Below are 24,647 nucleotides of genomic sequence, written 5' to 3' on the forward strand. Positions count from 1 at the left end.
TGTTTTGGGGAAAATCTAGCTCCGGACCGCGAGACAGACAAGTTTGTGCTAGTTTTGAATGTCTGGTGTAAAAAACCCAATAAAAAAAGAGCTGCTCCCCTATGGGAACAGCTCTCTTGCAATTTGACGCGCTCGAGAGGATTCGAACCTCCGACAGACGTGGTACCGGAAACCACCGCTCTATCCAACTGAGCTACGAGCGCACGTATTAGCCAGTAGCGCTATTATACGACAAAACCGCTTCCTGTTTCAAGCGTTATTTTTCTTCGTGTCACGAAAGCCGCCTATTTCATGTACTCTCAAAATATACAGGTGTGCATCTTCTGTTGTATGATTAGAAAAACAGGCTTCATCACAGCGGTATAAAGGGTAAAGGGCTTATAGACAGAAGCAGCTGAATAAAGGAGATTAAACACTATGACTGACCGCTATTCAATAAATGTTAACGGTTCCTCTTTCGATTGGGATTTAAAGCAGGCAGCCTATCACTTCGAAGGAGATGAAGTCGTTTTATTCTGGATCAACACGGCCTTCAAAACATTCCTTGATTCAATTGAAGAGATCTCTGGAGAAAATGCCGCAAGACTGGTTCTTGAAACAGCCGGCTATCGCACAGGTGAAATTGTCAGCGACTTTTACAAGCGTTCAATCGGAAAAACAGAGGATATTTTGAAGAGCCTGCCGAATACATATGTTACAGCCGGTTGGGGTAAGACCACGATCGATGTCCTGTCCTATGACGAGTGCAGAGCTGTAGTGAGAATTGAAAACGGCTGGGAGTATAAGGTGAACAAAGCTCAGGGCAAAACGGTGGAAGGCTCGTTTCTGGCCGGTCACTGGGCCGGTGTTTTAAGCGGTCTGTTTGGGAAAACGGTCTGGTACAGAGTGCTGAAAAGCCAGACAAGCGGAGATCCTTATTCAGAATTTGAATTTTCGCCTTCCGGAATCACTCCTCAGCGGAATATCCGTTCCCTGATCCAGGAGCAGGAAAGGGCTGACATGCTTGCACTCGAACAAAGTGTTGCTAAGCGGACTGCAGATCTTGTTGATCTTGTGAAAGAGATTTCCTCTCCAATTATCCCGGTTCTGGACAACATCATCGTCCTTGCGATGATTGGAAGATACGACGAAGCGAGGGCTGAGGAACTTTTAACAAAAACTCTCTCAAACCTGCCAGAGTATAAAGCGACGTTTCTCATTCTGGATCTGACAGCCATCTCTCAAGTGGACGAGTTTACAATAGACTTGCTTCAAAAGCTTGTCCAGGCTTCCGCTCTTCTTGGAACATCGTGCATCTTAGTCGGCATTTCTCCTGAGCTAAGCATGAAAATTGTCAGCTCCCGGTATCAGATGCAGAACATTCCCTGCCTCTCTACGCTGAAACACGGCATTCACTACGCCTTGGCGCAGGAAGGACTGCATATTTCAAGAAAATAGTACCCTCTTCTTCTCAATCGTTTGAAAAAAAGAAAAATTGGGTAACATGGTTACAGTCACTAGCTCTGACATATACATAAGAGGGGCCTTAAACATGCTCAGGCGGCAGCGTTTCGTTTGACCTTTATTGACCTTAGTTGTATGATGAGAGTACATAAATTTACCTTTACTTTAAAGGAGGAAATACGATGAATTTAATTCCTACAGTTATTGAACAGACAAACCGCGGTGAACGTGCATATGACATTTACTCACGTCTTCTAAAAGACCGCATCATCATGCTTGGAAGCGGAATTGATGATAACGTTGCAAACTCAATCGTTTCTCAGCTTTTATTCTTAGAAGCAGAAGATCCGGAGAAAGACATTTCCATCTACATCAACAGTCCTGGCGGATCTATCACTGCCGGTATGGCCATTTACGATACAATGCAGTTCATTAAGCCGCAAGTATCAACAATCTGCATCGGTATGGCAGCTTCTATGGGAGCATTCCTTCTTGCAGCAGGCGCCAAAGGCAAGCGTTATGCCCTTCCAAACTCTGAAGTCATGATCCATCAGCCTCTTGGAGGCGCGCAAGGCCAGGCTACGGAAATTGAGATTGCTGCAAAACGCATCCTTTTCCTTCGCGACAAGCTTAATCAGATTCTTGCAGACCGTACAGGCCAGCCAATTGAAGTCATTGCGCGCGACACAGACCGCGACAACTTCATGACAGCAGAGCGTGCACTTGAGTACGGCCTGATTGACAAAGTCATGGACCGCAATACGTTAGCAGACAAAAAATAAGAAGTGTAAAAAGAACGGCATCGTGCCGTTCTTTTTTTATTTGGATTTTACATAAGAACGCAAACTACCTCTTTTACTAGTAAGATCTTGGGCATATGGCAATTGATTTGCTGTACTGGACTTGTTCAGCAGCTAAATCAGGCACCTGCGCAGTCCGGATTAACAGAGATCAGTGCGTTACATCCAACAATCAGTGCAATACTTCCAACTTCGAGCATTTTACAACCAACTTTGATTGAGTATCTACCAGCTTTCCCCGATTTACTACCAGCTCTCCGCACAAGCTCTAACTACCTCTTTTTCTAGCAAGATCTTGGGCATTTGGCAGTTGATTTACTGTCTGGATCTGTTCAGGCAGCTAAATCAGGCACCTGCGCAGTCCGGATTAACAGAGGTCAGTGCGTTACATCCAACAATCAGTGCAATACGACCAACTCCGCCTATTTTACAACCAACTTAGATTGCGTATCTACCAACTTTCCCTGATTTACGACCAACTCTCAATACGAACGCAAACTACCTCTTTTTCTAGCAAGATCTTGGGCATTTAGCAGTTGATTTGCTCCACTGGACCAGGTCAGGCACCTGCAGCTAAACTTGCACCATAAAAAAAACGGCCCAAAGGCCGTTTTTATGCTTCCTGCTTTACGTATTCTGTTAAAACTTCGAGTGCTTCGTTTTCGTCGTGGCCTTCTGCAATCAGTGTTACGGTTGATCCTGAGCTGATGGCAAGGCTCATGAGCCCCATGATGCTTTTGGCATTAACCTTTTTCCCATCCTTCTCAAGGAAGATATCTGATGCGTACCTGTTGGCCTCTTGTACAAATAATGCTGCGGGACGTGCTTGTAAGCCTGTTTTCAAACGAACTTCGACCTGTTTTTGAGCCATGTAAATCCCCTCTGCTTTCCCCTTTTATTTGATTGTTACCGGCTGGCCGTTTCTAAGCTGTTCTGCAATTTCGTCCAATTTTCTCAGGCGGTGGTTTATGCCTGATTTGCTGATTTTTCCGCTCGAAACCATTTCCCCGAGCTCTTTCAGCGTGACATCCTGATACTCTACCCGCAGCCTTGCAATTTCGCTTAATTTATCAGGCAGAGCTTCAAGACCCATTTTTTCATCAATGAATTTAATATTTTCAACCTGGCGGATTGCAGCACCAATTGTTTTGTTTAAGTTAGCGGTTTCACAATTGACGAGCCTGTTTACGGAGTTTCTCATATCCCTCACGATGCGTACATCCTCAAAGCGCATCAGCGCCTGATGGCCTCCAATGATACTCAAAAACTCGGAGATTTTTTCCGCTTCCTTGAGATAGGTGATATACCCCTTTTTCCGCTCAAGTGTTTTGCTGTTCAGGTTAAAAACATTCATCAGCTCGCACAGTGCATCATTATGCTCTTTGTACAGAGAGAAAATTTCCAGATGATACGAGGATGTCTCAGGATTATTCACTGAACCTCCAGCAAGGAACGCCCCTCTGATATACGATCTTCTGCAGCACTTCTTTTTAACGAGATCTTCTGAAATACTTCTAATAAAGGTGAAATTCTCCCCAAGGATGCTTAAATCCTCCAAAATTTCACGGGCTTTTTCTATCAGCCGAACGATATAGACATTATTCTTTTTCAAACGCATTTTTTTCCGGACAAGCAGTTCAACAGAAACGTCATACTGCTTTTTTAAGAGAGTATAAATTCTTCTGGCTATTGCTGCATTTTCAGTCTGAATATCTAGAATCAATTTTCGATTCGAAAAAGAAAGAGAGCCATTCATCCGGATGAGTGCAGACAGTTCTGCTTTTAAACAACATGGTTTAAGTTCTATGTTAGTTAGTTCTTTTTTTGTTTCAGAAGCAAAAGACATCGTTCTGCACCCTCCAATCAGTATGAATGCATTCGTTTGCACTCTTTATTTTTTGCGGTTTTCCGCGGATTAGCAAGAAAGGCTCCGCGGAAAGCCTGAGTCTTATCAAGTAATCATCTCATACAGGAGCTTTGCTACCTTTACGGTGTCATGCCGGATGACGTTATTTTCATAGGAGACAATCTTATCGTGGACAATTTCAAGTCCCAGTTCACGGAGTGCCTCTATATCATAGTTTACCGGTTTTGCCAGTTCTTCTGCATATAATGCTTTCATCATATCAGGAATCACTTCATCATTCACTAAAATTGTATCGATGAACTTGCATTTCATATGGTCGTTAAGTGCTCTAACATGATCGGATGCTGTGTAATCAAGGGTCTCACCGGCCTGTGTCATCACATTGCAGATATACACTTTTTTGGCTTTCGCCTTGCACACTTCATCACCGAGTTTTGGCACGAGCAGATTCGGCAGGATACTTGTATAAAGACTTCCCGGTCCTATAAGAATCAGGTCTGCCTTCCGGATGACGTCAATTGCTTCCTCAAGGGGCTCAATCGTTTCGGGTGAAAGAAAGACCCGTTTGATTTTTTTCCCTGAGTAAGGAATTTTTGATTCACCGGAGACGATGGTGCCGTCTTCCATCTCTGCATGAAGCACAACGCTTTTGTTTGCAGCCGGAAGGACTTTTCCCCGGACATTCAGCACTTTGCTCATCTCGGTGACAGCGTGGAAGAAATCTCCCGTGATGTTCGTCATGGCGGCAAGGATCAGGTTCCCAAGAGAGTGCCCAGTCAGGCTGTTGCCTTTATTGAAGCGGTGCTGAAACAAATTTTCAACAAGGGGTTCCACATCTGAGAGCGCAGCTAACACATTGCGTATGTCACCTGGCGGCGGAATACTCAGTTCATCGCGGAGCCGGCCAGAGCTTCCGCCGTCATCTGCTACAGTCACAATCGCTGTAATATCCACAGGGTATACCTTTAAGCCCCGCAGAAGGACAGATAAACCGGTTCCCCCGCCGATGATGACTACATTTGGCCGTTTAGAAGGAGCTGTCATTAATGACGGCTTCTGCGCTCAATATCACGGTGTGATACGTGCGTCTGGTAATCGTTTTTGTAATGCTTCGCAATGTGTTCCGCCAATGTGACCGAACGGTGCTGTCCGCCTGTGCACCCGATCGCAATTACAAGCTGGCTCTTGCCTTCCCGCTTGTAGTAAGGCAGCATGAACGTCAGCAGATCAAGCACTTTTTCAAGGAACTTCTGCGTTTCCGTCCACTTAAGAACATAAGAGGACACTTCCTCTTCAAGTCCTGTTTTTGGCCTCATATGGTCGATATAGTGGGGATTTGGCAGGAATCTGACATCAAAAACCAGATCCGCATCAATCGGCACTCCGTATTTAAAACCAAATGAAAGCACATTGACCGAGAAGGTATGCTCGGCATCTTCCGCAAACTGCTTCAGAATTTTTTCTCTGAGTTCGCGCGGCTTCAGTTGTGATGTATCAAAAATAAGCTGTGCACGGCCTTTCAGTTCCTCAAGCAGCTCCCGCTCATTTTTGATGCCTTCAAGCGGCAGACCTGTCGTTGCAAGCGGATGGGATCTCCGTGTCTCCTTGTAGCGTGTCACAAGAGTTGCATCCTTTGCATCGAGGAACAGGATCTGCGGGCTGATCCACGTTGTCTCAGCTATATCATCAAGCGCCTGGAACAGACTTTCAAAGAACTCTCTTCCCCTGAGGTCCATTACCAGGGCAACCTTGTTCATCTTTGAACCCGATTCTTTCATCAGTTCAAGGAATTTAGGCAGCAGCGTCGGCGGAAGATTATCCACACAGAAATAGCCAAGATCTTCAAAGCTCTGAATCGCTACTGTTTTTCCAGCTCCGGACATGCCTGTAATAATGACCATTTTAATGTCCTGAACACTGCCTGTACTCATTTTGATTGCCTCCTCTCACATTCTCGTTACGTGTATATATTTGTATGTCTAAGCAGACTACTGCGGATCAAGGCGGTAGGCAAGCAGTTCAAAATCAGGAGTATATGTGAACGTGCCGTAGATCAAGCCTGCCCCCTTCATCATGAATTCAAGAATATGATGATCTCCCGGAGCCATCGGAAGCTCTGCGACTTCTTCAAGTGAATGCCACTTCAGCTTTCCTTCTTCGGACTGGTCCACATTTTCGCCCGTGAATTCAGTAGCGAAAAACGTAAACATCATCCATTCGGAAACAATTTCATTTCCTTCTTTAATAATAAAGGTAAAAATGCCTTTGATTTTTGGGTTTTTTAAATATATGCCTGTTTCTTCGCGATATTCCCGTATGACAGTGTCTTTAATTGATTCACCCTGCTCCATCTTTCCGCCGGGTGCCACCCACCATCCTCTTCTCGGTTTTTGCAGGAGAAGAATTTTATCGTCCTGTACTAATACGCAATTCGTCACTCTTTGCAAAACTCTTCACCTCTGGATTTAATCGGCAGGCCGTCATTGTTTTTCTTCTTTTTTATTATACTATTTTGCGCACAGCCCCACAATGAACGGGGGCTCCAGGCACCATTTTATTTTCTTGTTTTCTGCTGGAAATAGCACTTATGTATATATACGGCTTGTACGAAGGAATGTTTCAGTTTTTTGGACAAAAAAAAGGAGCACGGGAAAGGGCGCCCGTACTCAAAAAATATTTATAAAAGGGGGTCAATTACTATTTATATAGTACCCCATAATTATTTCAGTGGTGTTACAGGAGAGTTAAAACAGAGTTACGTTTTTATGAACTTGTTTAAAGCTTTAACGTCATTTAGTTTCCGGCTTTGATTTTTTCCATCAGTTCTTCTACGTAATGCTGTGCACTCTGGGCTGCAATAGATCCATCGCCTGTTGCTGTAACAATTTGACGAAGGGATTTTTCACGGATATCGCCTGCTGCAAAAATACCCGGCACCTTTGTTTCCATGCGGTCGTTTGTTTCAATATAGCCCTCTTCGTTTGTAATGCCGATCGCCTGGAATGGTTTAGAAAGCGGCAGCATGCCGATGTAGATAAACACGCCGTCTGTTTTCATTTCTGTTTCTTCACCGGTTTCCGTATTCACTAGGACAGCACTTCCTACCTTGCCGTCTTTTTCATTGATTTCTTTCACCGTATGGTTCCAGATGAAATCAACCTTTTCGTTATCAAACGCCCGCTGCTGCAGAATTTTTTGAGCGCGCAGCTCATCGCGTCTGTGAACGATTGTTACTTTAGATGCGAAGCGTGTTAAGTACACACCTTCCTCAACCGCAGAGTCACCTCCGCCGATAACGATCAGCTCTTTGTTTTTGAAGAATGCGCCGTCGCATACCGCACAGTAGGAAACGCCGCGTCCGCCAAGCTCTTTTTCGCCCGGAACGCCGATTTTTTTGTATTCAGCACCTGTTGAGATAATGACGGCACGCGTTTTGTACTGCTTGCTTCCGGCAACAACGGTTTTGTATTCTTCGCCGTCGATAATTTCTTTAATGTCTCCGTAAGCATATTCAGCACCGAACTTCTTCGCATGATCAAACATCTTTGTTGATAGGTCCGGTCCGAGAATATGGTCAAAACCCGGATAGTTTTCAACATCTTCCGTATTGGCCATCTGGCCGCCCGGCACGCCGCGCTCAATCATCAATGTTGAAAGATTTGCCCTTGACGTATATACAGCTGCTGTCATTCCGGCAGGTCCTGCACCGGCAATAATGACATCATAGATTTTTTCTTCAGACATCGTTCAATCACTCCTTGGATTCGCACAAATCATTCGTATACGGGACGTTGCTCCCATACTTCTATCCTATAAAAGATAAGGATTTCATGCCATTTATTTGCTCACGACCAGAGGTTCCGGATGTAAGCTGAATATTTGGACAGGGTTTTGCCGGATATGGAGTATTGCTTAGCCGTTTCCGTCTGTGTCACTTTATAGCCGTTTTCCTTTTTCCATACATACTCAAGTGCTCCTGCCCATGCAAGATGGTTGCTTAAAGGCAGCTCTTCTCGTTTTGCTTTCAGAGCCGTCTTAAAGAAAAACAAGTAAAGTCCTTCATTCAGACCCTCGTTGTTTTTGAAGAGAACCTGTGCTGCCTGGTAGGTGAATCTGGATTTCTCAGACACGCTTTTTTTAATCTCCCCATTAACATGCGCAATTGCAAGATCCATAAACTCTCTTTCGAATGCAGACTGGGGAATTTTTGATGCTTTAAAAACCTGAATTTGATCTGGCTGATTCGTTTCAGCTGCCAAAAAGATTGCCAGCAGACGCTCTTCAATCGGCATAGTCATCGGCCGCTCCACTGACACTGTATCTTTAGTCCACGGCTCTGATCCCTCTTTTTCGGGATTCATCTCAAGAACGCGGTCAAAGCAGCTTCTGGCAAACTGTTCTTTTCCGGTAAAATAAGCGGAATAAGAAAGCCAGTAGTAAAACGTTTCATCACCGTCAAACCCCTGTCTGTAGATCGCCTTCAGCCATTTATAAGCAAGCTCGTACTGTCCGACAAGAGCAAATGTCGCACCAAGCTTATATCTGTGTTCAAACAGAATCGGGTGGATTCTCCCCATGCGCTGCGCGAGCTCCTCCACTTTGTCATCCTGGCGCTCATAATAATAAAACACCATTAAGTTGCACAATGCATGAAGGTTGCCGGGATTTTTGTCCAGCACCATATCCAGGTGCTCTTTCGCCCGCTCGACATCTCCCATGTAAAAATAGGCCAGGGATAAATTGTTGTAAGCCGACCAGAACTCAGGAAAGTCTGCCGTAATTTCCTTCAGCAGGACAATCGCTTCTTCAAGCTTTCCGTTCTCAAGCAGGGATTTTGCTGCATCCTGCTTCACGATCAGTTCGTCTGAATCAGAAAACAGATCCTCCTCATCCGCGCTTTCAATTGTCAAAAGCTCAAGAAGATCCTCCGTTTCTTCGATAAACTCGCCGTTCGGCTCCTTAGTCTGGTATTCTGTCGCACATTTATAGGCTTCATGAAAAAGACCCAGATGCGCGTAATTATTGGCCATAAAGTAATGGCACTCTGATAACTCGCTATCAAGGTTTTTTAGAATATATGTTAAAAGCTCGTTTGATTGCTGATATTTTCCAAGTTCGGTATAGATGGCTGCAAGCTGGCTGAGCATCACGATATGATCCGGCTCAAGCTTTATGGCACGCTCAATCCACTTGCCCGCTCTTAATAGGTCTCGCTCCCGATAGGCTTTCATGCCCTTACGGTAAAAGTACTGTCCGTCTTGGAAGAAAGGGACAATCTGCGCTTTCTGTTCACTGTTGGTTGATTGTTTACCCACTGAAATCCTCCATTTCTTTACTTCTGCCGTAGGTTAGTATACCACACTGGGGAAGTACAACATAGCAGGTGGCAAAAATTAAAAGCTCTTGTCCTATCATGGTCAAAATAACAGCGCGGCAAACAATTTACAGGCAGAACAGGATGGTCCGCTTATACCTTTTTCCGCCGGGTTGGAGGGAACTTAACCTGTCTCACAACAAAAAAAAGCCCCAAAATATAGGGCTTTACTTTGATGCATGACGCTCTTTCAATACACTCAGAACTTCATCGAGAGGCAGCTTCTGTTCTCTGAGGAGCACCATGAGATGAAACAGCAGATCGGCTGCTTCCCATTTCAGTTCCTCCGCGTCGCGGTTTTTGGCAGCAATAATGACTTCAGATGCTTCCTCGCCGACTTTTTTAAGGATCTTATCTACTCCCTCTGTGAAAAGGTAGGTTGTATAGGAGCCTTCAGGCATTTCAGCTTCGCGCTCTGCAATCAGCTTCTCTAAAGTGCTCAGGATGTTGAAGCGGTCAGGAACAGATTCCTGCGCCTTGCCGAACAGCGTTTCAGAAAAGCAGGAATAGGCGCCGGTATGACAGGCAGGACCTGCAGGCTTCACTAATACAAGAAGGGCATCCTGATCACAGTCATACTTCAGCCCCTCAACCTCCTGGGTGTTTCCTGAAGTTGCCCCTTTGTTCCAGAGCTCCTGTCTTGAACGGCTGTAAAACCACGTTTGCTTCGTATCGATTGTTTTTTGAAGGGATTCCTTGTTCATATAAGCAAGCGTAAGAACTTCTTTGCTTGCTGCATCCTGTACGATGGCAGGGACTAAGCCATTTTGATCGAATTTTACGGATTCCAGGTTCATCTGACTAACACTCCCTGCGTTTTTAAGTAGTCTTTTACTTCTTTTACGGACGTTTCTTTATAGTGAAAAATAGAAGCTGCAAGTGCGGCATCTGCTTTTCCCTCTTTAAATGCATCAGCAAAGTGTGCCGCATTGCCCGCACCTCCGGACGCAATCACGGGAACTGTTACAGCTTCGCTTACGATCCGGTTCAGCTTGAGATCAAACCCGCTCTTTTCTCCGTCGCTGTTCATGCTCGTAAGCAGGATTTCACCGGCTCCGCGCTTCACTGCTTCTCTTGCCCATTCGGTTACTTCCCAGGCTGTTTTCTCTCTTCCGCCATGTGTGTAAACCAAATAAGTACCTGATTCCGCATCAAACCTTGCATCAATTGCAACGACGATGCACTGGGAGCCAAAAAAGCTGGCGCCTTCTGTAATCAGCTCCGGACGCAGAACCGCCGAAGTATTGACAGACACCTTATCGGCCCCTGCACGAAGGATTCGCTTCATATCCTCAAGGGAGTTGATGCCACCTCCAACCGTAAAGGGAATCGCAAGCTGCGCGGCTACGCTCTCCACGACGTCGGTCATCGTTTTTCTTCCTTCATGGGATGCAGAAATATCGAGGAACACTAGCTCATCTGCTCCCTCTTTGTCGTAGAACTTCGCCAGTTCAACAGGATCTCCAGCATCACGGAGCCCCAAAAATTGAATGCCCTTCACGACCCTGCCGTCTTTGACATCAAGGCACGGAATAATGCGTTTTGTGATCATGCCCGCTCCACCTCTTCCAGCGCTTCCGCCAGGTCAAACTGATTTGTATAGAGCGCTTTTCCGACGATTGCTCCTTTAACGCCATTTGCCGCGAAAGCTGCTAAAATAACAAGGTCATTCAGCGAACTGACTCCTCCGGATGCGATCACTTCTTTGCCTGTCGCTTTTGCCATTTCACACACAGCATCCACATTCGGTCCGGAAAGCATGCCGTCTGTTGCAATATCTGTGAAAATAAACGTTTCTGCACCGGCTGCAGCAAGTTCCACTCCAAGCTCAGTCGCTTTAACGGTCGAGGTTTCCACCCATCCTTCCGTTGAAACAAAACCGTCTTTCGCATCAATGCCGATGGCGATTTTCTCTCCGTACTTGGAGAGCATTTTTTTCACAAATTCAGGATTTGAGATAGCGGAACTGCCCAGAATGACGCGGGAGACACCATTTGAAAGGTAATAGTCCACATCTTCTTCAGAGCGGATGCCACCGCCTATCTGCACCTTCACATCAAGCTTTCGTGCAACTTCAATCACATGATTGTCATTCACGCGCCTGCCTGCTTTTGCACCGTCAAGGTCCACCATGTGAATCCACTCGGCTCCTTTTTCAGCAAATACTTTCGCCATTTCAAAAGGAGAATCGCCGTACACCGTTTCTTTTGCGTAATCTCCCTGTATGAGACGGACACATTTGCCGCCCCTCATATCAATGGCGGGATAGATGATAAATTCACTCATGGTTTCACCTTCTCTTCCACAATAGTAACAAAGTTTCTCAGAATGCCGATTCCTGTATGACTGCTCTTTTCAGGGTGGAACTGTGTTCCATAGACATTTCCTTCACCTACAACTGCCGGTACTTCCACACCGTAATCTGCTGCTGCGATCACTGTGGCATCAGCTTCTGCTTTTACGTAGTAGGAGTGGACAAAATAGGAATACCCTTCCTCAATCCCGTCAAGCAGTTCACTCTCTCTGTTCAGACGAAGCCTGTTCCAGCCCATGTGAGGTACCTTCAGCTGCTCTCTTTTCATGACATCTTCCGGAAAATGAACGACCGTTCCTTTCAAAAGGGAAAGTCCTCCTGTGAGGCCGTTTTCCTCGCTTGAATCAAACAGCAGCTGCATGCCAAGGCAAATGCCGAGCAGCGGTTTCTCTGCACGGGCAGCCTTTTGTATGTATGCTGCCAATCCTGTTTCATTTAAAATGGCCATTGCGTCTTTAAATGACCCTACTCCAGGAAGAATAATTCCGGACGCCCGGTCAAGCTCTTCAGGGCTGTCAGAAATGAAATAGGAAACATTCAGGCGTTCAAGCGCCTTGCTGACGCTGTAGAGGTTCCCCATGCCATAATCTATAATTCCGATCATTTACAACATTCCCTTCGTCGACGGCACTCCTTTGATCCGCGGATCAATCGTTGATGCTTCATCAAGCGCTCTTCCCAGTGCCTTAAACACAGCTTCAATCATGTGGTGGGTGTTGCGGCCGTAATGAACGATGACGTGAAGATTGATCCGTGCTTCAAGAGCGAACTTCCATAGGAATTCATGAACAAGCTCTGTATCAAAATTGCCGACTGTCGGACTCGGGAACTCTCCCTTCAGCTCAAAGTGAGGACGGTTGCTGAGATCCACTACAACTTGTGCAAGTGCTTCATCCATCGGCACCATTGCCTGACCATAGCGTTTAATGCCTCTTTTGTCGCCAAGAGCTTCTCTGAAGGCCTGTCCAAGACAGATGCCGATGTCTTCTGTTGTGTGGTGGCCGTCAATTTCCGTGTCGCCGTTAGCTGCAACGGTCAAATTAAACTGGCCGTGTTTTGTAAAAAGATCAAGCATGTGCGTCATAAACGGCACGCCTGTATTGAGTTCTGAGATTCCTTCTCCATCTATCGCAAGAGAAAGGGAAATATCGGTTTCATTCGTCGTTCTTTGCAGACTTGCTGTTCGTTCCATTTTGACATCCTCCTATTTTAAGCGCTCCTCAATGGCGCGTGCATGTGCTTCAAGACCTTCAAGACGGGCAAAGGCCGCAATCTTTTCCGCTGACTGCGCAAAAGCTTTTTCACTATATGAAATGATGCTCGTTTTTTTGATAAAATCATCGACAGAAAGCGGACTTGAGAACCGTGCCGTACCGTTAGTGGGCAGAACATGATTCGGGCCCGCGAAATAATCGCCGACTGGCTCAGAGCTGTACCTTCCAATGAAAATCGCTCCCGCATGACGGATGCTGCCAACCAGCTCCATCGGATTTTCTGTCAAAATCTCAAGATGCTCAGGGGCCAGTTCGTTCACAGCCGCAACTGCTTCATCAAGTGAATCCGCGACATAGATACAACCGTAATTTTCAATTGAAGCAGACGCGATTTCTCTGCGCGGCAGCGTCTCAAGCTGTTTCTCAACTTCTGAAGAAACGGCCTCTGCAAGCTCCATTGAATCTGTTACAAGCACGCTTGACGCAAGGGCATCGTGCTCTGCCTGTGATAAAAGATCTGCCGCGACTTCACCCGGAACAGCGGTATTGTCGGCAAGAACCACAATTTCGCTCGGACCTGCGATCATATCAATCGCGACATCTCCAAACACTTCTCTTTTCGCCAGAGCCACATAGATGTTTCCGGGCCCTGTTATTTTATCGACCGGTCTGATGGTTTCTGTGCCGTAGGCAAGGGCTGCAATCGCCTGCGCTCCGCCGGCCTTGTAGATTTCCTCCACGCCAAGCTCTTTTGCGGCGACGAGGACGCCTGCAGGCAATGTGCCTTCTTTATTCGGCGGGGATACTAGAACAATCCGCTTCACGCCTGCTGCCTGAGCAGGAATGACGTTCATCAGAACAGAAGAAGGATAGGCAGCCGTGCCTCCCGGTACATAAACACCCGCCGCATCAAGAGGCGTTATTTTCTGCCCAAGCATCGTCCCGTCCTCTTTATACGTCATCCACGACTCGCGCTTTTGCTTTTCGTGAAATGAACGGATATTTGCAGCCGCTTCGCGGATAATGTCTGCCGTTTCCTGATCTAATTCCTGATAGGCAGCCTGAGTTTCAGCTTCCGTTACCTTTAGATCAGATAGCGCCACGCCGTCAAATTTTTCCGTAAAAGCAAACAGGGCTGCATCCCCCTTTTGCTTCACTTCTTCAATGATTGATTTTACCGCGGCCCGCTGAGTTTCTGTCCCTGAATCAATGGATCGTTTTAATGATGCGGACGCGCCTGTCAGCCGCTCGATTCTCATAGTGCTTCCCCCTCTACAACAGCTGAAAGACGGCTTACAAGCTCATCAATCTGTTCATCCTTCATTCTGTAGCTTACAGGGTTTACAATCAACCGCGAGGTAATGCTGCAAATTTTCTCAAACTCCACTAGACCGTTTTCCTTCAGCGTGCGTCCTGTTGAAACAATATCGACAATTCTGTCGGCAAGCCCGATCAAAGGCGCAAGCTCGATTGATCCGTTCAGCTTAATAATTTCAACCTGTTCTCCCTGTTCCCTGAAATAAGAGGAAGCTACTCCCGGATACTTCGTGGCCACTTTGGGAGCCACTGCACCTGTGCCGCTGCCCCCCGGCAGACCGGCTACAGCCAGGTAGCATTCGCTGATTTTCAGATCAAGCACTTCGTACACATCGCGCTCTTCCTCAAGCATCACGTCTTTACCTGCAATCCCGATATCCGCAACCCCGTGCTCCACATATGTGGCAACATCCATAGGCTTAGCGAGGATAAACCTCATCTTTTCCGCCGGCACCTCAAGAATGAGTTTACGTGATTCATCAAATTCAGGCGGCAGCTTGTACCCTGCTTTTCTGAGCAGGTCAGCCGCTTCGTCAAAAATTCTTCCCTTCGGCATGGCAATTGTCAGCATGTTACTCATCCTGCTCTCCCTTTCTTGATCCGATAAAATAACTCACGTCCGTAAACTGTTTCGTATAGGAGTCAACATCATTGACACCTGTAATATCCTGCATCGTCACCCGTTTTCCCTGTCCGCGGAGATTTGCAGCCTGTGTAATGGCTTCTGCTCTTCTCTCTCCGCTGTAAAGGATACAGTGAATGTCAGGCTGTTTGTCTTCTTCACCAAGCGATTCAATGAGCCTGTCGAGCCTGATTCCGAATCCTGTAGCAGGAGCCGGAGTGTTAAAGCGTTCAAACAGCTTGTTGTACCGTCCGCCGCTGCCGACAGGAAACCCGATGTTTCCTGCGTACACTTCAAACAGAATGCCTGTGTAATAGCTCATGTGGCTGACAATATTCAAGTCTAGCTTCACATATTCTGCTGCTCCAAAATCCTTGAGGTGCAGCCACAGCTTTTCAAGCTCCGCAGCTGCTTCTTTTGCCTCTTTGCTTGAAGCAAGCTCAGACGCAAGTGCGAGTTTATCCTCGCCGCCTCTAAGCTGCAGAAGCTGAAGCAATCTGCCTTTATCAATGGAAGACAGAGGCAATGCCTTCACATGTTCTCTATATCCCACGTAGTTCTTTTCGTAAAGAAAACGGCGAAGTACATCTGCCCTCTCCTGATTCCCGAGAATCTCCTTGAAAAGGGCGTCCGCAAAGCCGATGTGGCCGATGGCAACCTTGAAATCACGCAGGCCGGCCTCTTTCAGAACGGCAATCATAAGGGCAATTACTTCCGCATCACCGCTTGTCGTTGCATCTCCAATGAGTTCCGTTCCGATTTGCTCAAACTCTGCCGGACGCCCTCCCTCTCGCTGCTGTGCGCGGAAGACGTTCGCATCATACGCCAGGCGCAGCGGGTAATCATCCTGATAAAAACGGGATGCTGCCACACGTGCAATCGGCGCGGTCATATCCGGCCGAAGGACGAGCGTGTGTCCCTGCTGATCGAGAAGTTTAAATAGCTTGCCTTCTGAAATGGCGGATTGAACACCGACAGTATCGTAAAATTCAAGTGTAGGCGTTTCAATAAACTGAAATCCCCATTTCCCGATCGCATCGGTCATCCGTTCCCTGACCTGTTTTTTTGTATCATAAAGCGATGGCAGTGTATCTCTCATGCCAAGCGGTTTTTCAAACATAAACATCTTCTGCTGCACCTCTTTCACGAAAAGTTCCGAATCCTTTAGTTCGCTAATATAGTAACATGCTACCAAAATAAAGCTGGGTTCGCAAGTCATAATGTTTCTTTCTTATTCTTTCTGTTTGGTTGATTTTCCTTTTAAAAAAAGTTTTTAAACAAACGTTTGATTAGGTTTGAGTGGCTGAAATGCGGGTATATAGAAAGTAATATTTCCCCCAATGATCATAGAAAACCGGCCTGGATGTTGAGGGCCGGTTCTTTTTTTGCTTAAAGTATTTTTCGGGATTGCAGCTGTACACGTTCCTTTCCGCTCCAGAAACTTGCTTTCCGCGGGGAGGACCGGGAGCTTCCTCAGCTGCGCTTCCGGGATCTCCCGTGTCCTCTTCATCCCGCAGGAGTCAAGTTTCTTCCGCTGCAATCCACTTATATCCAACTTCTCTCACAATAAATCTCTCACTCCACTTACATCCGAAAACTTTTTCTTGCAATTCAAAAAGACTATAAAAAAACACCGGCCGCAGCCAGTGTCATTGTTTTTCGCGGAGCGGATCTTTTTGATTCCGTTCTGCCATTTGTTCTTTTGTGTAAATGATTCTCATCGGGTTGCCTCCGGCGAATGCTCCGGCTGGTACGTCCTTGTGGACAAGGGTGCCGGCAGAGACGATGGCGCCGTCGCCTATTTCTACTCCGGGGAGAACGGTGGAGTTTGCGCCGATCATGACTTCGTCTCCGATTACGATGTCCCCGAGCCTGTATTCCCGGATTAAGTATTCGTGGGCAAGCAGCGTGGTATTGTAGCCGATGACCGTATTTCTGCCGACTTTGATTTTTTCCGGAAACATGACATCAAGCATCACCATCAGGGCAAAGGATGTCTGCTCGCCGACCTTCATTCCGAGAAGTCTGCGGTACATCCAGTTTTTCATGGATAGAAACGGCGTGTAGCGCGCAAGCTGGATGACGGTGAAATTGCGTACAACCTTCCAGAACGGAACGGTTTTATAAACGTGCCAAAGTGAGTTCGGGCCTTTAACAGGGTATCTCGTCGTTCTTCTCAAGAGTTATTCCTCTCCAAGCACGCTTAACAGATCGCTCATCTTGTTAAGCATGTAGTCCGGCTGAAAGCCTTCCAGATATGCTGCTCCCTTGATGGTCCATGCTACACCTGCTGTTTTTGTGCCAGCTGCCTTGCCTGCATCAATATCATGGTAATTGTCCCCGACCATAATCGCCTCGACTGGTGAAGCATTCAGCTTTTCAAGAGCGAGCAGGACGGGTTCTGGATGAGGCTTAGCATTTTTCACATCATCAAGCGTGACGACCGTTTCAAAGAACTTGCCGAGTCCGGTCAGCTCAAGGCCCATATTGACGGTATTCCGGATTTTCGTTGTCACGATGCCGAGCTTGAAGCCTTTTTCATGCAGCGCCTGAACCGTTTCGTACACCGTTTCAAACTGAGTGACAAGCTTGTCATGATTATCATGGTTAAACGTGCGGTACGTGCTGATCATTTCATCAACTCGCATCGGATCCATTTTCACAAACGTCTCATGAAGAGTCGGCCCGAGAAACGGCAGCACATCGTCTCTTCCGTACTGATTTGGATAATAGAGGTTGAGCGTATGAAGAAATGATTCAATAATTAAGTCATTTGTGTTGATCAATGTTCCGTCCAGATCAAACAATACGGTGTTAATTTTCATAAGTTGCTTCCTTTCTGCTTGTATGTTCAAATCTGTCCCAGATCGCCCCGACTGCCATTGTCAGCAGCACCGCTGTCACGATCCTGATAATCAAAAGCGGCAGCACAGGAATGCCGAGCGGAACAAAGATCAGCGTATCCTCAACAACGGCATGGCAGGACACGAGAAAAATAAAGGCAAGCGTCAAGTCCCTGTAGCTGACCCCGTCCTCTTCCACCGCCTTGATCATAACCCCGGCACCATATGCGAGGCCAATCGTTAAACCCGCAACCATCGTCATAGAGGTATTTTCTTTCATGCCGAGCATTCTTGTTACAGGGGCCATCCATCTTGAAAAGACTGTCAGGAAACCTTTGTCCTTTAAATACTGAATAATAATCATAAGCGGAATGACGATAAGCGCCAGCTGCACGATGCCAAGACCTGCTTTTTGAACAGCGCTTAAACCAATCTCCAAATAGCCTTCCGGAGCAGCCGCCTGCTTGGGAATAAACCCGTACTGAGCCGTCTCCGCTCCGCCCTTCCACAGGAGATTGATCATAATCGCCGAGCTGACAGCAAGACCGATTCTGACAAGGAGAATCACCCAGATTTTGATGCCGACTTTGGCAGCCACCGTGGATTCAATAATCAAATTATGTGAAAAAGAAAGCATAACCGCTAAAATAAATACTTCTTTAACTGATAAATCAAGCGTTAAAATCGCAGCAATTCCCGCATACAGATTCAGCATATTGCCAAGCACAAGCGGAATGGCCGCTTCCCCTGAAAGCCCGAAGATTCCCATGACCGGCTGAATCAGCTTAATCAGCCATGGCAGAACCGGTGTGTGCTGAAGCAGGCTGACAATCAGCGTAACGGGAAAAATCACTTTTCCAAGTGTCCAAGTTGTCTGAAGCCCTGCCTGAAATCCCTTTTTTAAGCTAGTAATCAGAAACATCCCCTTATTCAGCTGATTCTAAATAGCGTTCCTTTGAATAGCCTTTGACTCTTCTGAAAATCAAAACGGCAACCGCAACGGCAATCAAACCTAGTGAAATGACCTGGGCGATGCGGAGTGACTCCGTCAGCATCAGGCTGTCCGTCCGCATGCCTTCGATAAAATAACGTCCGATTGAATACCAGATGATATAGGTGAGAAACAGCTCGCCGCGGCGCAGATTCGCTTTTCTGAGAAGCATCAAAACGGCGAATCCGGCAAAGTTCCACAGTGATTCATACAGGAACGTCGGGTGATAGTAAGTCCCGTCAATATACATCTGATTAATAATAAACTCCGGCAAATATAACCCTTCAAGGAACTGGCGGGTAACCTCGCCTCCGTGTGCTTCCTGGTTGATGAAATTACCCCATCTGCCGATTGCCTGACCTAAGATGATGCTCGGCGCGCCAATATCGGCAAGCTTCCAGAAGGAGATTTTTTTCACTTTGGCAAAAATAAAGCCCGTCACAAATGCGCCGATCAGACCGCCGTGGATCGCAAGGCCGCCGTTCCAGATCTTCACGATGTCTCCCGGATTCTGAGAGTAATAGTCCCATTGAAAAATCACGTAGTAAATCCGCGCGCAAATAATCGCAATCGGAATGGCAAATAAGACAAGATCAACAAATGTATCCTTATGAAGCCCTCTTCTCTCGCTCTCGCGCACCGCAAGCCACAAGCCGAGCAGCGCCCCCACTCCAATGATCAGGCCGTACCAATGCACCTGAATAGGTCCAAGCTCCAGAAACACCGGATCAATCGGCGTAAAATTCTCCTCCATGCTTTCTTCCCCCTATAGATGATTATGCGTCATCGTGCTCTGTATCCGTTATGACATCCGTTAATTTATTTGTAAACTGTTCGGCAGCATTCAAACCCATGCGCTTCAGCCTGAAGTTCATCGCGGCCACTTCAATGATAACGGCAAGGTTTCTTCCGGGACGGACAGGAACTGTCAGCTTTGGAACATCCGTATCAATGATTTTCATTTTTTCTTCATCAAGACCAAGTCGGTCGTATTGCTTTTTCGGATCCCAGATTTCAAGATCGATGATGAGGGTAATCCGTTTATAGCTGCGGACTGCGCCTGCTCCGAAAAGCGTCATGACGTTAATGATGCCAAGACCGCGGATCTCAAGCAGATGCTCAATCAAGTCAGGTGCATTCCCGATCAGCGTATCCTGATCCTCCTGGCGTATTTCTACACAGTCATCTGCAACCAGGCGATGGCCGCGCTTCACAAGTTCAAGAGCGGTTTCACTTTTCCCCACGCCGCTTTTTCCGACAATCAGGACACCGACTCCGTACACGTCAACCAAAACACCGTGCACAGCCGTTGTCGGCGCAAGCTTCCCTTCAAGGAAATTCGTCAAATGACTTGATAGGCGTGTTGTTTTTAACGGGGAACGGAGAACGGGCACCGATTTCTCCTCAGATGCATCTGTCAGTTCTTTTGGAATCTCCATCTCCCGTGAGACAATAATAGCCGGAGTAGAGTCCGTGCAGAGCTGATCCATGCGTTTCACTTTTTCCTCGTCCGTCAGCTTCTGAAAAAATGTCAATTCTGTTTTTCCGAGTATTTGGACGCGCTCTTTCGGATAGTATGTAAAAAATCCTGCCATTTCCAAACCCGGGCGGGACAGGTCACTCGTCGTAATCGGCCGGTTAACACCTTCTTCACCGCTGATGAGCTCTAAATGGAACTTTTCTATTAAATCTTTCGTGCGAACTTTCGCCATGCAAGTTCCTCCTTTTTTTCTAAAAATAGAACGTATTTTATGCGCATAAATCCATTGCCTGACTGGCGCGGAATCAAGATCCCGACTCTTGCATTCATGCATTTTTACTGATTAAGTAAGAGAACTAAAATCCCTTCTTATTTTAGCACTTTTGCCTTTTAAACGGAAACCGGGATTCCCCGGTCTTCAACTTTTTATAAGAGGGCGGGGACAAACACCGCTACTCTACCATACCGAACGCCATATATTACTAGAGAAAAGATTTTTACTAGGAGGACTGCACGTGAAAATAGCCATTGATGCCGGACACGGCTACACTACGCCCGGAAAACGGACTGTAGACGGGACGCGAGAATACGAATTCAACCGTGCTGTGGCAAATGAAATGAAAACTCTCCTTGCAGGCTATGAAAATGTCACAGTATTGTTTACCCATTCAGACGCGCGTGACGTCCCGCTGCAGGAAAGAACGGACAAAGCCAATAAGGAACTTGCGGATGTATTTGTTTCGATCCATGCGAATGCATTCGGCAGCGGCACCGCTTGGAACGACGTAAAAGGAATTGAGACATATGTACATGATTCCAGGCCGCAGCAGGCACTCGCACTTGCAAATGCCGTTCAAAAAGAACTGATTGAAAAATCGAAGCGGACAGACCGCGGGGTAAAAGCAGCAAACTTCCATGTTCTGCGCGAAACAAAGATGACGGCGATCCTGATTGAATGCGGCTTCATGACCAATCAGGAGGAAGCACAGGCACTGAAATCAGCGGCCTACCGGAAACTCTGTGCGGAAGCCATCACAGAAGCTCTTGCCGCCTTTTACAAGCTGAAGAAAAAAGCACCGCCTGCCCCTCCTCCCGCACCCGGCAAGCTTTACAAAGTTCAGGTTGGGGCTTTTGCAAATAAAGCTAACGCAGATGCTCTGGCAAATGAACTTAGAAGCAAGGGGTACAGCGTCATCGTAATTGCTGAATAGCCAAACTTACAGAGACAGCCGCACAGGCTGTCTTTATTCTTTTAATTCAAGCAGGAAGCGCTCTTTTGGAAGCTTCTTTTTAGAGCGGAATTTATTCAAATAAGGAGAATACGTATCAACTTGAATCTGATTTTGATCCGGCTTAAAAAAGAGCAGTCTCATAAATCCGTTGCCGCCGTGCTTTTCCGCCTGATAATTGGCAAGCATCTGAAAGACCCTCTGCTCAGGCGATAACCGGCTTTCAAGGAACCCGGTGCCGTAGTAGTGTCCTGATAAAACAAGCTGGACATTTTTGTTCTTTAAAACCACTTTCTGATAGAGTTCCTCCCCGGCCGGACTGCGTTCACTTTTAAAGTTCAAGTAATCATGAAAGGCAAGGATCGCTTTGTGGCCGCGGTATTCCCTGAGTACTTTGTTCAGCCATTTAATCGCTCCGCGGTTTAATTCAAAGCCCATATAAATCATAATATAGGGCTGATTCTGGATCGTCAGCAGATCGTAGTGGCCGCGGTTATTTTCAAACGAGCCCCCGTAAAAAGGCTGCCTGATAAACCGGTGATAGCCGAAATTGTCTGTAAACACCCGGTACGGATCATCTCCGTGAACGAGGTCATGGTTTCCTGCCAGAACACCATAGGGAATACGGGTCATATCAAGCATCTTCATGATCTGATCAGTCCGTTCCCACTGCACCTCATCATTCGGTTCGTTCACAAGATCGCCTGTATGGAAAACATATTTAATATTGTATTGATCCCTGTTTTCAATAATCCATTGAATTTGCTTGATCATGATTTCAGGGTAGGTTTTTGCATAATACTGTGTATCCGTGAGCCAGACAACCGTCTCATCTCCTTCTTCAAAAGAAATGGCTGCATACGCCGGCCCGGCTGATAGAGAACTAAATAGAAGCATAACGGCAAAACAGATTTTTTTCATGACATTCACCCATTAATAGCGTGCCCACAAGCGTTCTCCTTATGTTTGCGGATTTACATTTGCCCTCATTGGTCTATACTAGAGATGGAAAAACAGGAGAAGGAGACAGATCTATGCTAAAAGATTTTAAAAAGTTTGCCATAAAAGGCAACGTCATTGACCTTGCTGTCGGGGTCATCATCGGTACAGCTTTCGGCAAAATTGTCACATCCCTTGTCAATGACATCGTCATGCCCCTGATCGGGATCCTTATTGGAGGAGTAAACTTTTCCGGACTCGACTATGCCTTTGGAAAAGCAATCGTAAAATACGGCGCCTTCATTCAAACCATCATCGATTTCTTCATCATTGCGTTTTCTGTGTTCTTATTTGTCCGCTTTTTTGAGCGATTTAAAACAAAGGACGAGCAAAAGCCTGTCCCGACTCTTACGAATGAGGAAAAGCTCCTGACTGAAATTCGTGACCTACTTAAAACTCAGCAGGAAAGAGAGCATTAAAAAAGGCGGACAAATGTCCGCCTTTTCTATTTCTTCTTACTTTCCTTAAGGGGTTCTACAACCCCTTTTTGAATCAGCAGGTGAAGCAGGGAAATCACGATTGAAGCAAGCACCGCGGTGCCAAAACCGTCAATGTTAAACGAGTCCCCCATAATCCCCTGCGCAATCATCAGTGTGATGGCATTGATGACAAACAGGAACAGACCGAGAGTAAGGACCGTAACAGGAAGTGTAAGCAGGATCAAAAAGGGCTTCACTAAAATGTTTAAGACGGAAATGAGCAAGCTTGCTAAAATCGCAGCACCCACGCCGCTAATATGAAAAGATTCAAAATATCCCGATACAACAATTAATATTAATGCATTGACCAGGATACTGACTGCCCATCTAATCATGGCTATCTGACATCTCCTTCATTCGGCACAAGGAAGACCATCGCTACATAGATAAGGCCAAACGGGAAGAAAGCTGTTGTAAGCAGGAGAATCACAAATAAAATCCGCAAAAGAGTTGTATCGATGCCGACATAATCCGAAAGTCCGCCAAGCACCCCGCTGATCATTTTCTTCGATTGCGATCTGTACAATTTCTTCTTCATAGTGAATTACCTCTCTTTCAGCGTAATGGAACCAGTTTTTGAATCTGCAATCAGATTCATAACCGGTCCTGCCTGTGCAGCTGATTTAACACGCAGTTCTTTCTGCATGGATTCATTCTTTTCATAGAGCACTTCAAGATCCGGCAGATCAGCAGAAACGGATCCCAGATTTGATTTCAGTTCGCCGTTAATGGCTGTCTGGACGGGAAGAAGAACTTCCACGTTCCCAGTCGCGGTTTTGGCATAAAGCGTGCGGCATGTTTGCTCTTCAAGCTTCAGCACCATGTTGCCATTGAAGCTCTGGACATCAAGCCTCTCTGATTTCCCTTCAAATTGAATCATGCCGTGGATGGTTTCTGCTTCTGTATGAGCAGCTTCAATTCCGGCAAGTCTGATCTGGCCGTTTGCGGTTTCAGCTTCAAGCTTTTCTCCCTTGAATGAATAAAGGGAGATGAGACCGTTGGCTGTTTTAGTGCGAAAATCTTTTATCTTTAAATTTTCCCCTCGTATCGGACCGCTAAACAGTTTAATTTTTACAAGCTCATATTGCTTTTCCGGTAAATATAGAGTCATGCTGACTTTAACGGTTTTCTTTTCTGTATAAAAACGGAATGCGCCATCATCAAGGCTGCAGTTCGTGTTTTGGACAAAGATTCCCTTCGCCTGTTCGGCATTTTCAGCCCTGTATACTTTGATATCACATTCTGCACGGACGTCCTGCTGCGGCCATGACTGCAGCGTGACACTTCCGTTTAAAATCTGAATGTCCAAATCGCGGATATCCGCATTTTCGTAGTGATAAACATGCTGAACACTGACCGAATGGCCAAAGTTCAAATCAAGATCCATTTCTTTCACCTTTTTAACGGCGGAATCGATATCGAGTTCTTTGACTTTTTTTACAGCTGTATCAATAAACAAGGCAAGTTTTGACGACAGGGCAGAGGATGGCGCAGCTTTTTCTTTTTCAACAAACGGCCCGCCAAAACCAGCATGATCGGCCATAGATGCCGTTTCTTTTTGGGCATATTCTGATTCAAGACCTTCAATGAGAGTTAACGCTTCGCTTGCTGAAAGCTTACCCTGCTCAACCAATTCCAAGATGCGTTTCTTCTGATCCTTCACAATTCCTTCCCC

The 24,647-nt window shown here is 46.4% G+C and carries 28 protein-coding genes and 1 tRNA gene; 4 read left to right on the plus strand and 25 right to left on the minus strand.

Going from position 1 to position 24,647, the window contains the following annotated elements; all coding sequences use genetic code 11:
• Positions 1-127: 127 nt before the first annotated feature.
• Positions 128-203 (minus strand) — tRNA-Arg (locus tag AZ46_RS16440).
• A gap of 214 nt (positions 204-417) precedes the next feature.
• Between AZ46_RS16440 and AZ46_RS16445 the strand changes: the two genes are divergently transcribed.
• The gene (locus AZ46_RS16445; protein ID WP_029284599.1) at positions 418-1,437 is read left to right on the plus strand and encodes an STAS domain-containing protein; all 1,020 of its coding nucleotides are present in this window, start codon (positions 418-420) and stop codon (positions 1,435-1,437) included.
• A 188-nt stretch (positions 1,438-1,625) separates the two neighbouring features.
• Positions 1,626-2,225: an ATP-dependent Clp endopeptidase proteolytic subunit ClpP gene (gene clpP / locus AZ46_RS16450; RefSeq protein ID WP_029284600.1), complete on the plus strand. Its 600-nt coding sequence runs from the start codon at positions 1,626-1,628 to the stop codon at positions 2,223-2,225.
• 631 nt (positions 2,226-2,856) lie between these two features.
• On the opposite strand, the gene AZ46_RS16455 is transcribed toward clpP, so the two are convergent.
• The 20 genes from AZ46_RS16455 to hprK all read right to left on the minus strand — a co-directional run bounded on the left by AZ46_RS16455 (position 2,857) and on the right by hprK (position 20,497).
• Positions 2,857-3,114 (minus strand): HPr family phosphocarrier protein, encoded by a 258-nt coding sequence (locus tag AZ46_RS16455; RefSeq protein WP_029284602.1) that lies wholly within the window; start codon positions 3,112-3,114, stop codon positions 2,857-2,859.
• A 24-nt stretch (positions 3,115-3,138) separates the two neighbouring features.
• Positions 3,139-4,089 carry a DNA-binding protein WhiA gene (gene whiA / locus AZ46_RS16460; protein WP_029284604.1) on the minus strand — a complete coding sequence of 317 codons (951 nt, stop codon included), beginning with the start codon at positions 4,087-4,089 and terminating at the stop codon, positions 3,139-3,141.
• A gap of 105 nt (positions 4,090-4,194) precedes the next feature.
• Positions 4,195-5,154, minus strand: a complete 960-nt coding sequence (locus AZ46_RS16465) for a gluconeogenesis factor YvcK family protein (protein ID WP_029284606.1) — start codon at positions 5,152-5,154, stop codon at positions 4,195-4,197.
• On the minus strand, positions 5,154-6,041 hold the full coding sequence (rapZ, locus tag AZ46_RS16470) for an RNase adapter RapZ (RefSeq protein WP_029284608.1): 888 nt from the start codon (positions 6,039-6,041) through the stop codon (positions 5,154-5,156). The genes AZ46_RS16465 and rapZ overlap by 1 nt, the downstream gene beginning before the upstream one ends.
• Before the next feature lie 57 nt (positions 6,042-6,098).
• A complete protein-coding gene (locus AZ46_RS16475; RefSeq protein WP_029284610.1) occupies positions 6,099-6,557 on the minus strand; it encodes an 8-oxo-dGTP diphosphatase in 459 nt (152 codons plus the stop codon).
• Between the two features lie 346 nt (positions 6,558-6,903).
• Complete coding sequence (trxB, locus tag AZ46_RS16480; RefSeq protein WP_029284612.1) at positions 6,904-7,854, minus strand: thioredoxin-disulfide reductase; 951 nt, start codon at positions 7,852-7,854, stop codon at positions 6,904-6,906.
• Between the two features lie 101 nt (positions 7,855-7,955).
• On the minus strand, positions 7,956-9,425 hold the full coding sequence (locus AZ46_RS16485) for a tetratricopeptide repeat protein (protein WP_029284614.1): 1,470 nt from the start codon (positions 9,423-9,425) through the stop codon (positions 7,956-7,958).
• A 226-nt stretch (positions 9,426-9,651) separates the two neighbouring features.
• Positions 9,652-10,281, minus strand: a complete 630-nt coding sequence (hisIE, locus tag AZ46_RS16490) for a bifunctional phosphoribosyl-AMP cyclohydrolase/phosphoribosyl-ATP diphosphatase HisIE (RefSeq protein WP_029284616.1) — start codon at positions 10,279-10,281, stop codon at positions 9,652-9,654.
• Positions 10,278-11,036, minus strand: coding sequence for an imidazole glycerol phosphate synthase subunit HisF (gene hisF, locus AZ46_RS16495; RefSeq protein WP_029284618.1), 759 nt, complete (start codon positions 11,034-11,036; stop codon positions 10,278-10,280). The genes hisIE and hisF overlap by 4 nt, the downstream gene beginning before the upstream one ends.
• The gene (gene hisA, locus AZ46_RS16500; protein ID WP_029284620.1) at positions 11,033-11,770 is read right to left on the minus strand and encodes a 1-(5-phosphoribosyl)-5-[(5-phosphoribosylamino)methylideneamino]imidazole-4-carboxamide isomerase; all 738 of its coding nucleotides are present in this window, start codon (positions 11,768-11,770) and stop codon (positions 11,033-11,035) included. Before hisA ends, hisF begins: the two co-directional genes overlap by 4 nt.
• A complete protein-coding gene (gene hisH / locus AZ46_RS16505) occupies positions 11,767-12,402 on the minus strand; it encodes an imidazole glycerol phosphate synthase subunit HisH (protein WP_029284622.1) in 636 nt (211 codons plus the stop codon). Before hisH ends, hisA begins: the two co-directional genes overlap by 4 nt.
• Complete coding sequence (gene hisB / locus AZ46_RS16510) at positions 12,403-12,990, minus strand: imidazoleglycerol-phosphate dehydratase HisB (protein WP_029284624.1); 588 nt, start codon at positions 12,988-12,990, stop codon at positions 12,403-12,405. It lies immediately after the preceding gene.
• A gap of 12 nt (positions 12,991-13,002) precedes the next feature.
• On the minus strand, positions 13,003-14,271 hold the full coding sequence (gene hisD / locus AZ46_RS16515; protein ID WP_029284626.1) for a histidinol dehydrogenase: 1,269 nt from the start codon (positions 14,269-14,271) through the stop codon (positions 13,003-13,005).
• Positions 14,268-14,909, minus strand: coding sequence for an ATP phosphoribosyltransferase (gene hisG, locus AZ46_RS16520; RefSeq protein WP_029284628.1), 642 nt, complete (start codon positions 14,907-14,909; stop codon positions 14,268-14,270). Before hisG ends, hisD begins: the two co-directional genes overlap by 4 nt.
• Entirely contained in the window at positions 14,902-16,077 is a 1,176-nt protein-coding gene (locus tag AZ46_RS16525; protein ID WP_029284631.1) for an ATP phosphoribosyltransferase regulatory subunit, read from the minus strand. Before AZ46_RS16525 ends, hisG begins: the two co-directional genes overlap by 8 nt.
• A gap of 523 nt (positions 16,078-16,600) precedes the next feature.
• Entirely contained in the window at positions 16,601-17,131 is a 531-nt protein-coding gene (locus AZ46_RS16535; RefSeq protein WP_029284635.1) for an acyltransferase, read from the minus strand.
• Between the two features lie 3 nt (positions 17,132-17,134).
• On the minus strand, positions 17,135-17,776 hold the full coding sequence (ppaX, locus tag AZ46_RS16540) for a pyrophosphatase PpaX (RefSeq protein WP_029284637.1): 642 nt from the start codon (positions 17,774-17,776) through the stop codon (positions 17,135-17,137).
• Entirely contained in the window at positions 17,766-18,716 is a 951-nt protein-coding gene (locus AZ46_RS16545) for a nucleoside recognition domain-containing protein (RefSeq protein ID WP_029284639.1), read from the minus strand. Before AZ46_RS16545 ends, ppaX begins: the two co-directional genes overlap by 11 nt.
• Before the next feature lie 4 nt (positions 18,717-18,720).
• On the minus strand, positions 18,721-19,539 hold the full coding sequence (gene lgt, locus AZ46_RS16550; RefSeq protein WP_029284641.1) for a prolipoprotein diacylglyceryl transferase: 819 nt from the start codon (positions 19,537-19,539) through the stop codon (positions 18,721-18,723).
• 22 nt (positions 19,540-19,561) lie between these two features.
• Positions 19,562-20,497, minus strand: a complete 936-nt coding sequence (gene hprK, locus AZ46_RS16555; RefSeq protein ID WP_029284643.1) for an HPr(Ser) kinase/phosphatase — start codon at positions 20,495-20,497, stop codon at positions 19,562-19,564.
• Positions 20,498-20,780: 283 nt separating this feature from the next.
• Between hprK and AZ46_RS16560 the strand changes: the two genes are divergently transcribed.
• Positions 20,781-21,476, plus strand: coding sequence for an N-acetylmuramoyl-L-alanine amidase (locus tag AZ46_RS16560; protein WP_029284645.1), 696 nt, complete (start codon positions 20,781-20,783; stop codon positions 21,474-21,476).
• 33 nt (positions 21,477-21,509) lie between these two features.
• Here AZ46_RS16560 and AZ46_RS16565 read toward each other — a convergent pair whose 3' ends face one another.
• Positions 21,510-22,415: a metallophosphoesterase gene (locus AZ46_RS16565; protein ID WP_029284647.1), complete on the minus strand. Its 906-nt coding sequence runs from the start codon at positions 22,413-22,415 to the stop codon at positions 21,510-21,512.
• A 113-nt stretch (positions 22,416-22,528) separates the two neighbouring features.
• On the opposite strand from AZ46_RS16565, the gene mscL reads away from it, so the two are divergent.
• Complete coding sequence (mscL, locus tag AZ46_RS16570) at positions 22,529-22,912, plus strand: large conductance mechanosensitive channel protein MscL (protein ID WP_029284649.1); 384 nt, start codon at positions 22,529-22,531, stop codon at positions 22,910-22,912.
• A gap of 26 nt (positions 22,913-22,938) precedes the next feature.
• Here mscL and AZ46_RS16575 read toward each other — a convergent pair whose 3' ends face one another.
• From AZ46_RS16575 to AZ46_RS16585, 3 genes are read right to left on the minus strand one after another with little or no spacing between them, the layout of a single operon-like run.
• Entirely contained in the window at positions 22,939-23,307 is a 369-nt protein-coding gene (locus AZ46_RS16575) for a phage holin family protein (RefSeq protein WP_029284651.1), read from the minus strand.
• 2 nt (positions 23,308-23,309) lie between these two features.
• A complete protein-coding gene (locus tag AZ46_RS16580; RefSeq protein WP_029284653.1) occupies positions 23,310-23,510 on the minus strand; it encodes a PspC domain-containing protein in 201 nt (66 codons plus the stop codon).
• A gap of 6 nt (positions 23,511-23,516) precedes the next feature.
• Positions 23,517-24,635: a DUF4097 family beta strand repeat-containing protein gene (locus AZ46_RS16585; RefSeq protein WP_029284655.1), complete on the minus strand. Its 1,119-nt coding sequence runs from the start codon at positions 24,633-24,635 to the stop codon at positions 23,517-23,519.
• Between the last annotated feature and the right edge of the window lie 12 nt (positions 24,636-24,647).

The organism is Metabacillus indicus LMG 22858 (genome assembly GCF_000708755.2).
Taxonomy (GTDB): Bacteria; Bacillota; Bacilli; order Bacillales; family Bacillaceae; genus Bacillus_P; species Bacillus_P indicus.

Bases quoted from the DNA above. Each gene is read 5' to 3' on its own strand.
- hisG (WP_029284628.1), bottom strand. From the start codon at position 14,909: ATGAGTAACATGCTGACAATTGCCATGCCGAAGGGAAGAATTTTTGAC.
- AZ46_RS16465 (WP_029284606.1), bottom strand. From the start codon at position 5,154: ATGACAGCTCCTTCTAAACGGCCAAATGTAGTCATCATCGGCGGGGGA.
- AZ46_RS16525 (WP_029284631.1), bottom strand. From the start codon at position 16,077: ATGTTTATGTTTGAAAAACCGCTTGGCATGAGAGATACACTGCCATCG.
- hisF (WP_029284618.1), bottom strand. From the start codon at position 11,036: ATGATCACAAAACGCATTATTCCGTGCCTTGATGTCAAAGACGGCAGG.
- lgt (WP_029284641.1), bottom strand. From the start codon at position 19,539: ATGGAGGAGAATTTTACGCCGATTGATCCGGTGTTTCTGGAGCTTGGA.
- hprK (WP_029284643.1), bottom strand. From the start codon at position 20,497: ATGGCGAAAGTTCGCACGAAAGATTTAATAGAAAAGTTCCATTTAGAG.
- AZ46_RS16545 (WP_029284639.1), bottom strand. From the start codon at position 18,716: ATGTTTCTGATTACTAGCTTAAAAAAGGGATTTCAGGCAGGGCTTCAG.
- mscL (WP_029284649.1), top strand. From the start codon at position 22,529: ATGCTAAAAGATTTTAAAAAGTTTGCCATAAAAGGCAACGTCATTGAC.
- hisIE (WP_029284616.1), bottom strand. From the start codon at position 10,281: ATGAACCTGGAATCCGTAAAATTCGATCAAAATGGCTTAGTCCCTGCC.
- AZ46_RS16565 (WP_029284647.1), bottom strand. From the start codon at position 22,415: ATGAAAAAAATCTGTTTTGCCGTTATGCTTCTATTTAGTTCTCTATCA.
- AZ46_RS16445 (WP_029284599.1), top strand. From the start codon at position 418: ATGACTGACCGCTATTCAATAAATGTTAACGGTTCCTCTTTCGATTGG.
- rapZ (WP_029284608.1), bottom strand. From the start codon at position 6,041: ATGAGTACAGGCAGTGTTCAGGACATTAAAATGGTCATTATTACAGGC.
- AZ46_RS16580 (WP_029284653.1), bottom strand. From the start codon at position 23,510: ATGAAGAAGAAATTGTACAGATCGCAATCGAAGAAAATGATCAGCGGG.
- trxB (WP_029284612.1), bottom strand. From the start codon at position 7,854: ATGTCTGAAGAAAAAATCTATGATGTCATTATTGCCGGTGCAGGACCT.
- hisA (WP_029284620.1), bottom strand. From the start codon at position 11,770: ATGAGTGAATTTATCATCTATCCCGCCATTGATATGAGGGGCGGCAAA.
- AZ46_RS16455 (WP_029284602.1), bottom strand. From the start codon at position 3,114: ATGGCTCAAAAACAGGTCGAAGTTCGTTTGAAAACAGGCTTACAAGCA.
- hisD (WP_029284626.1), bottom strand. From the start codon at position 14,271: ATGAGAATCGAGCGGCTGACAGGCGCGTCCGCATCATTAAAACGATCC.
- ppaX (WP_029284637.1), bottom strand. From the start codon at position 17,776: ATGAAAATTAACACCGTATTGTTTGATCTGGACGGAACATTGATCAAC.
- hisB (WP_029284624.1), bottom strand. From the start codon at position 12,990: ATGGAACGAACAGCAAGTCTGCAAAGAACGACGAATGAAACCGATATT.
- clpP (WP_029284600.1), top strand. From the start codon at position 1,626: ATGAATTTAATTCCTACAGTTATTGAACAGACAAACCGCGGTGAACGT.
- AZ46_RS16575 (WP_029284651.1), bottom strand. From the start codon at position 23,307: ATGATTAGATGGGCAGTCAGTATCCTGGTCAATGCATTAATATTAATT.
- whiA (WP_029284604.1), bottom strand. From the start codon at position 4,089: ATGTCTTTTGCTTCTGAAACAAAAAAAGAACTAACTAACATAGAACTT.
- hisH (WP_029284622.1), bottom strand. From the start codon at position 12,402: ATGATCGGAATTATAGATTATGGCATGGGGAACCTCTACAGCGTCAGC.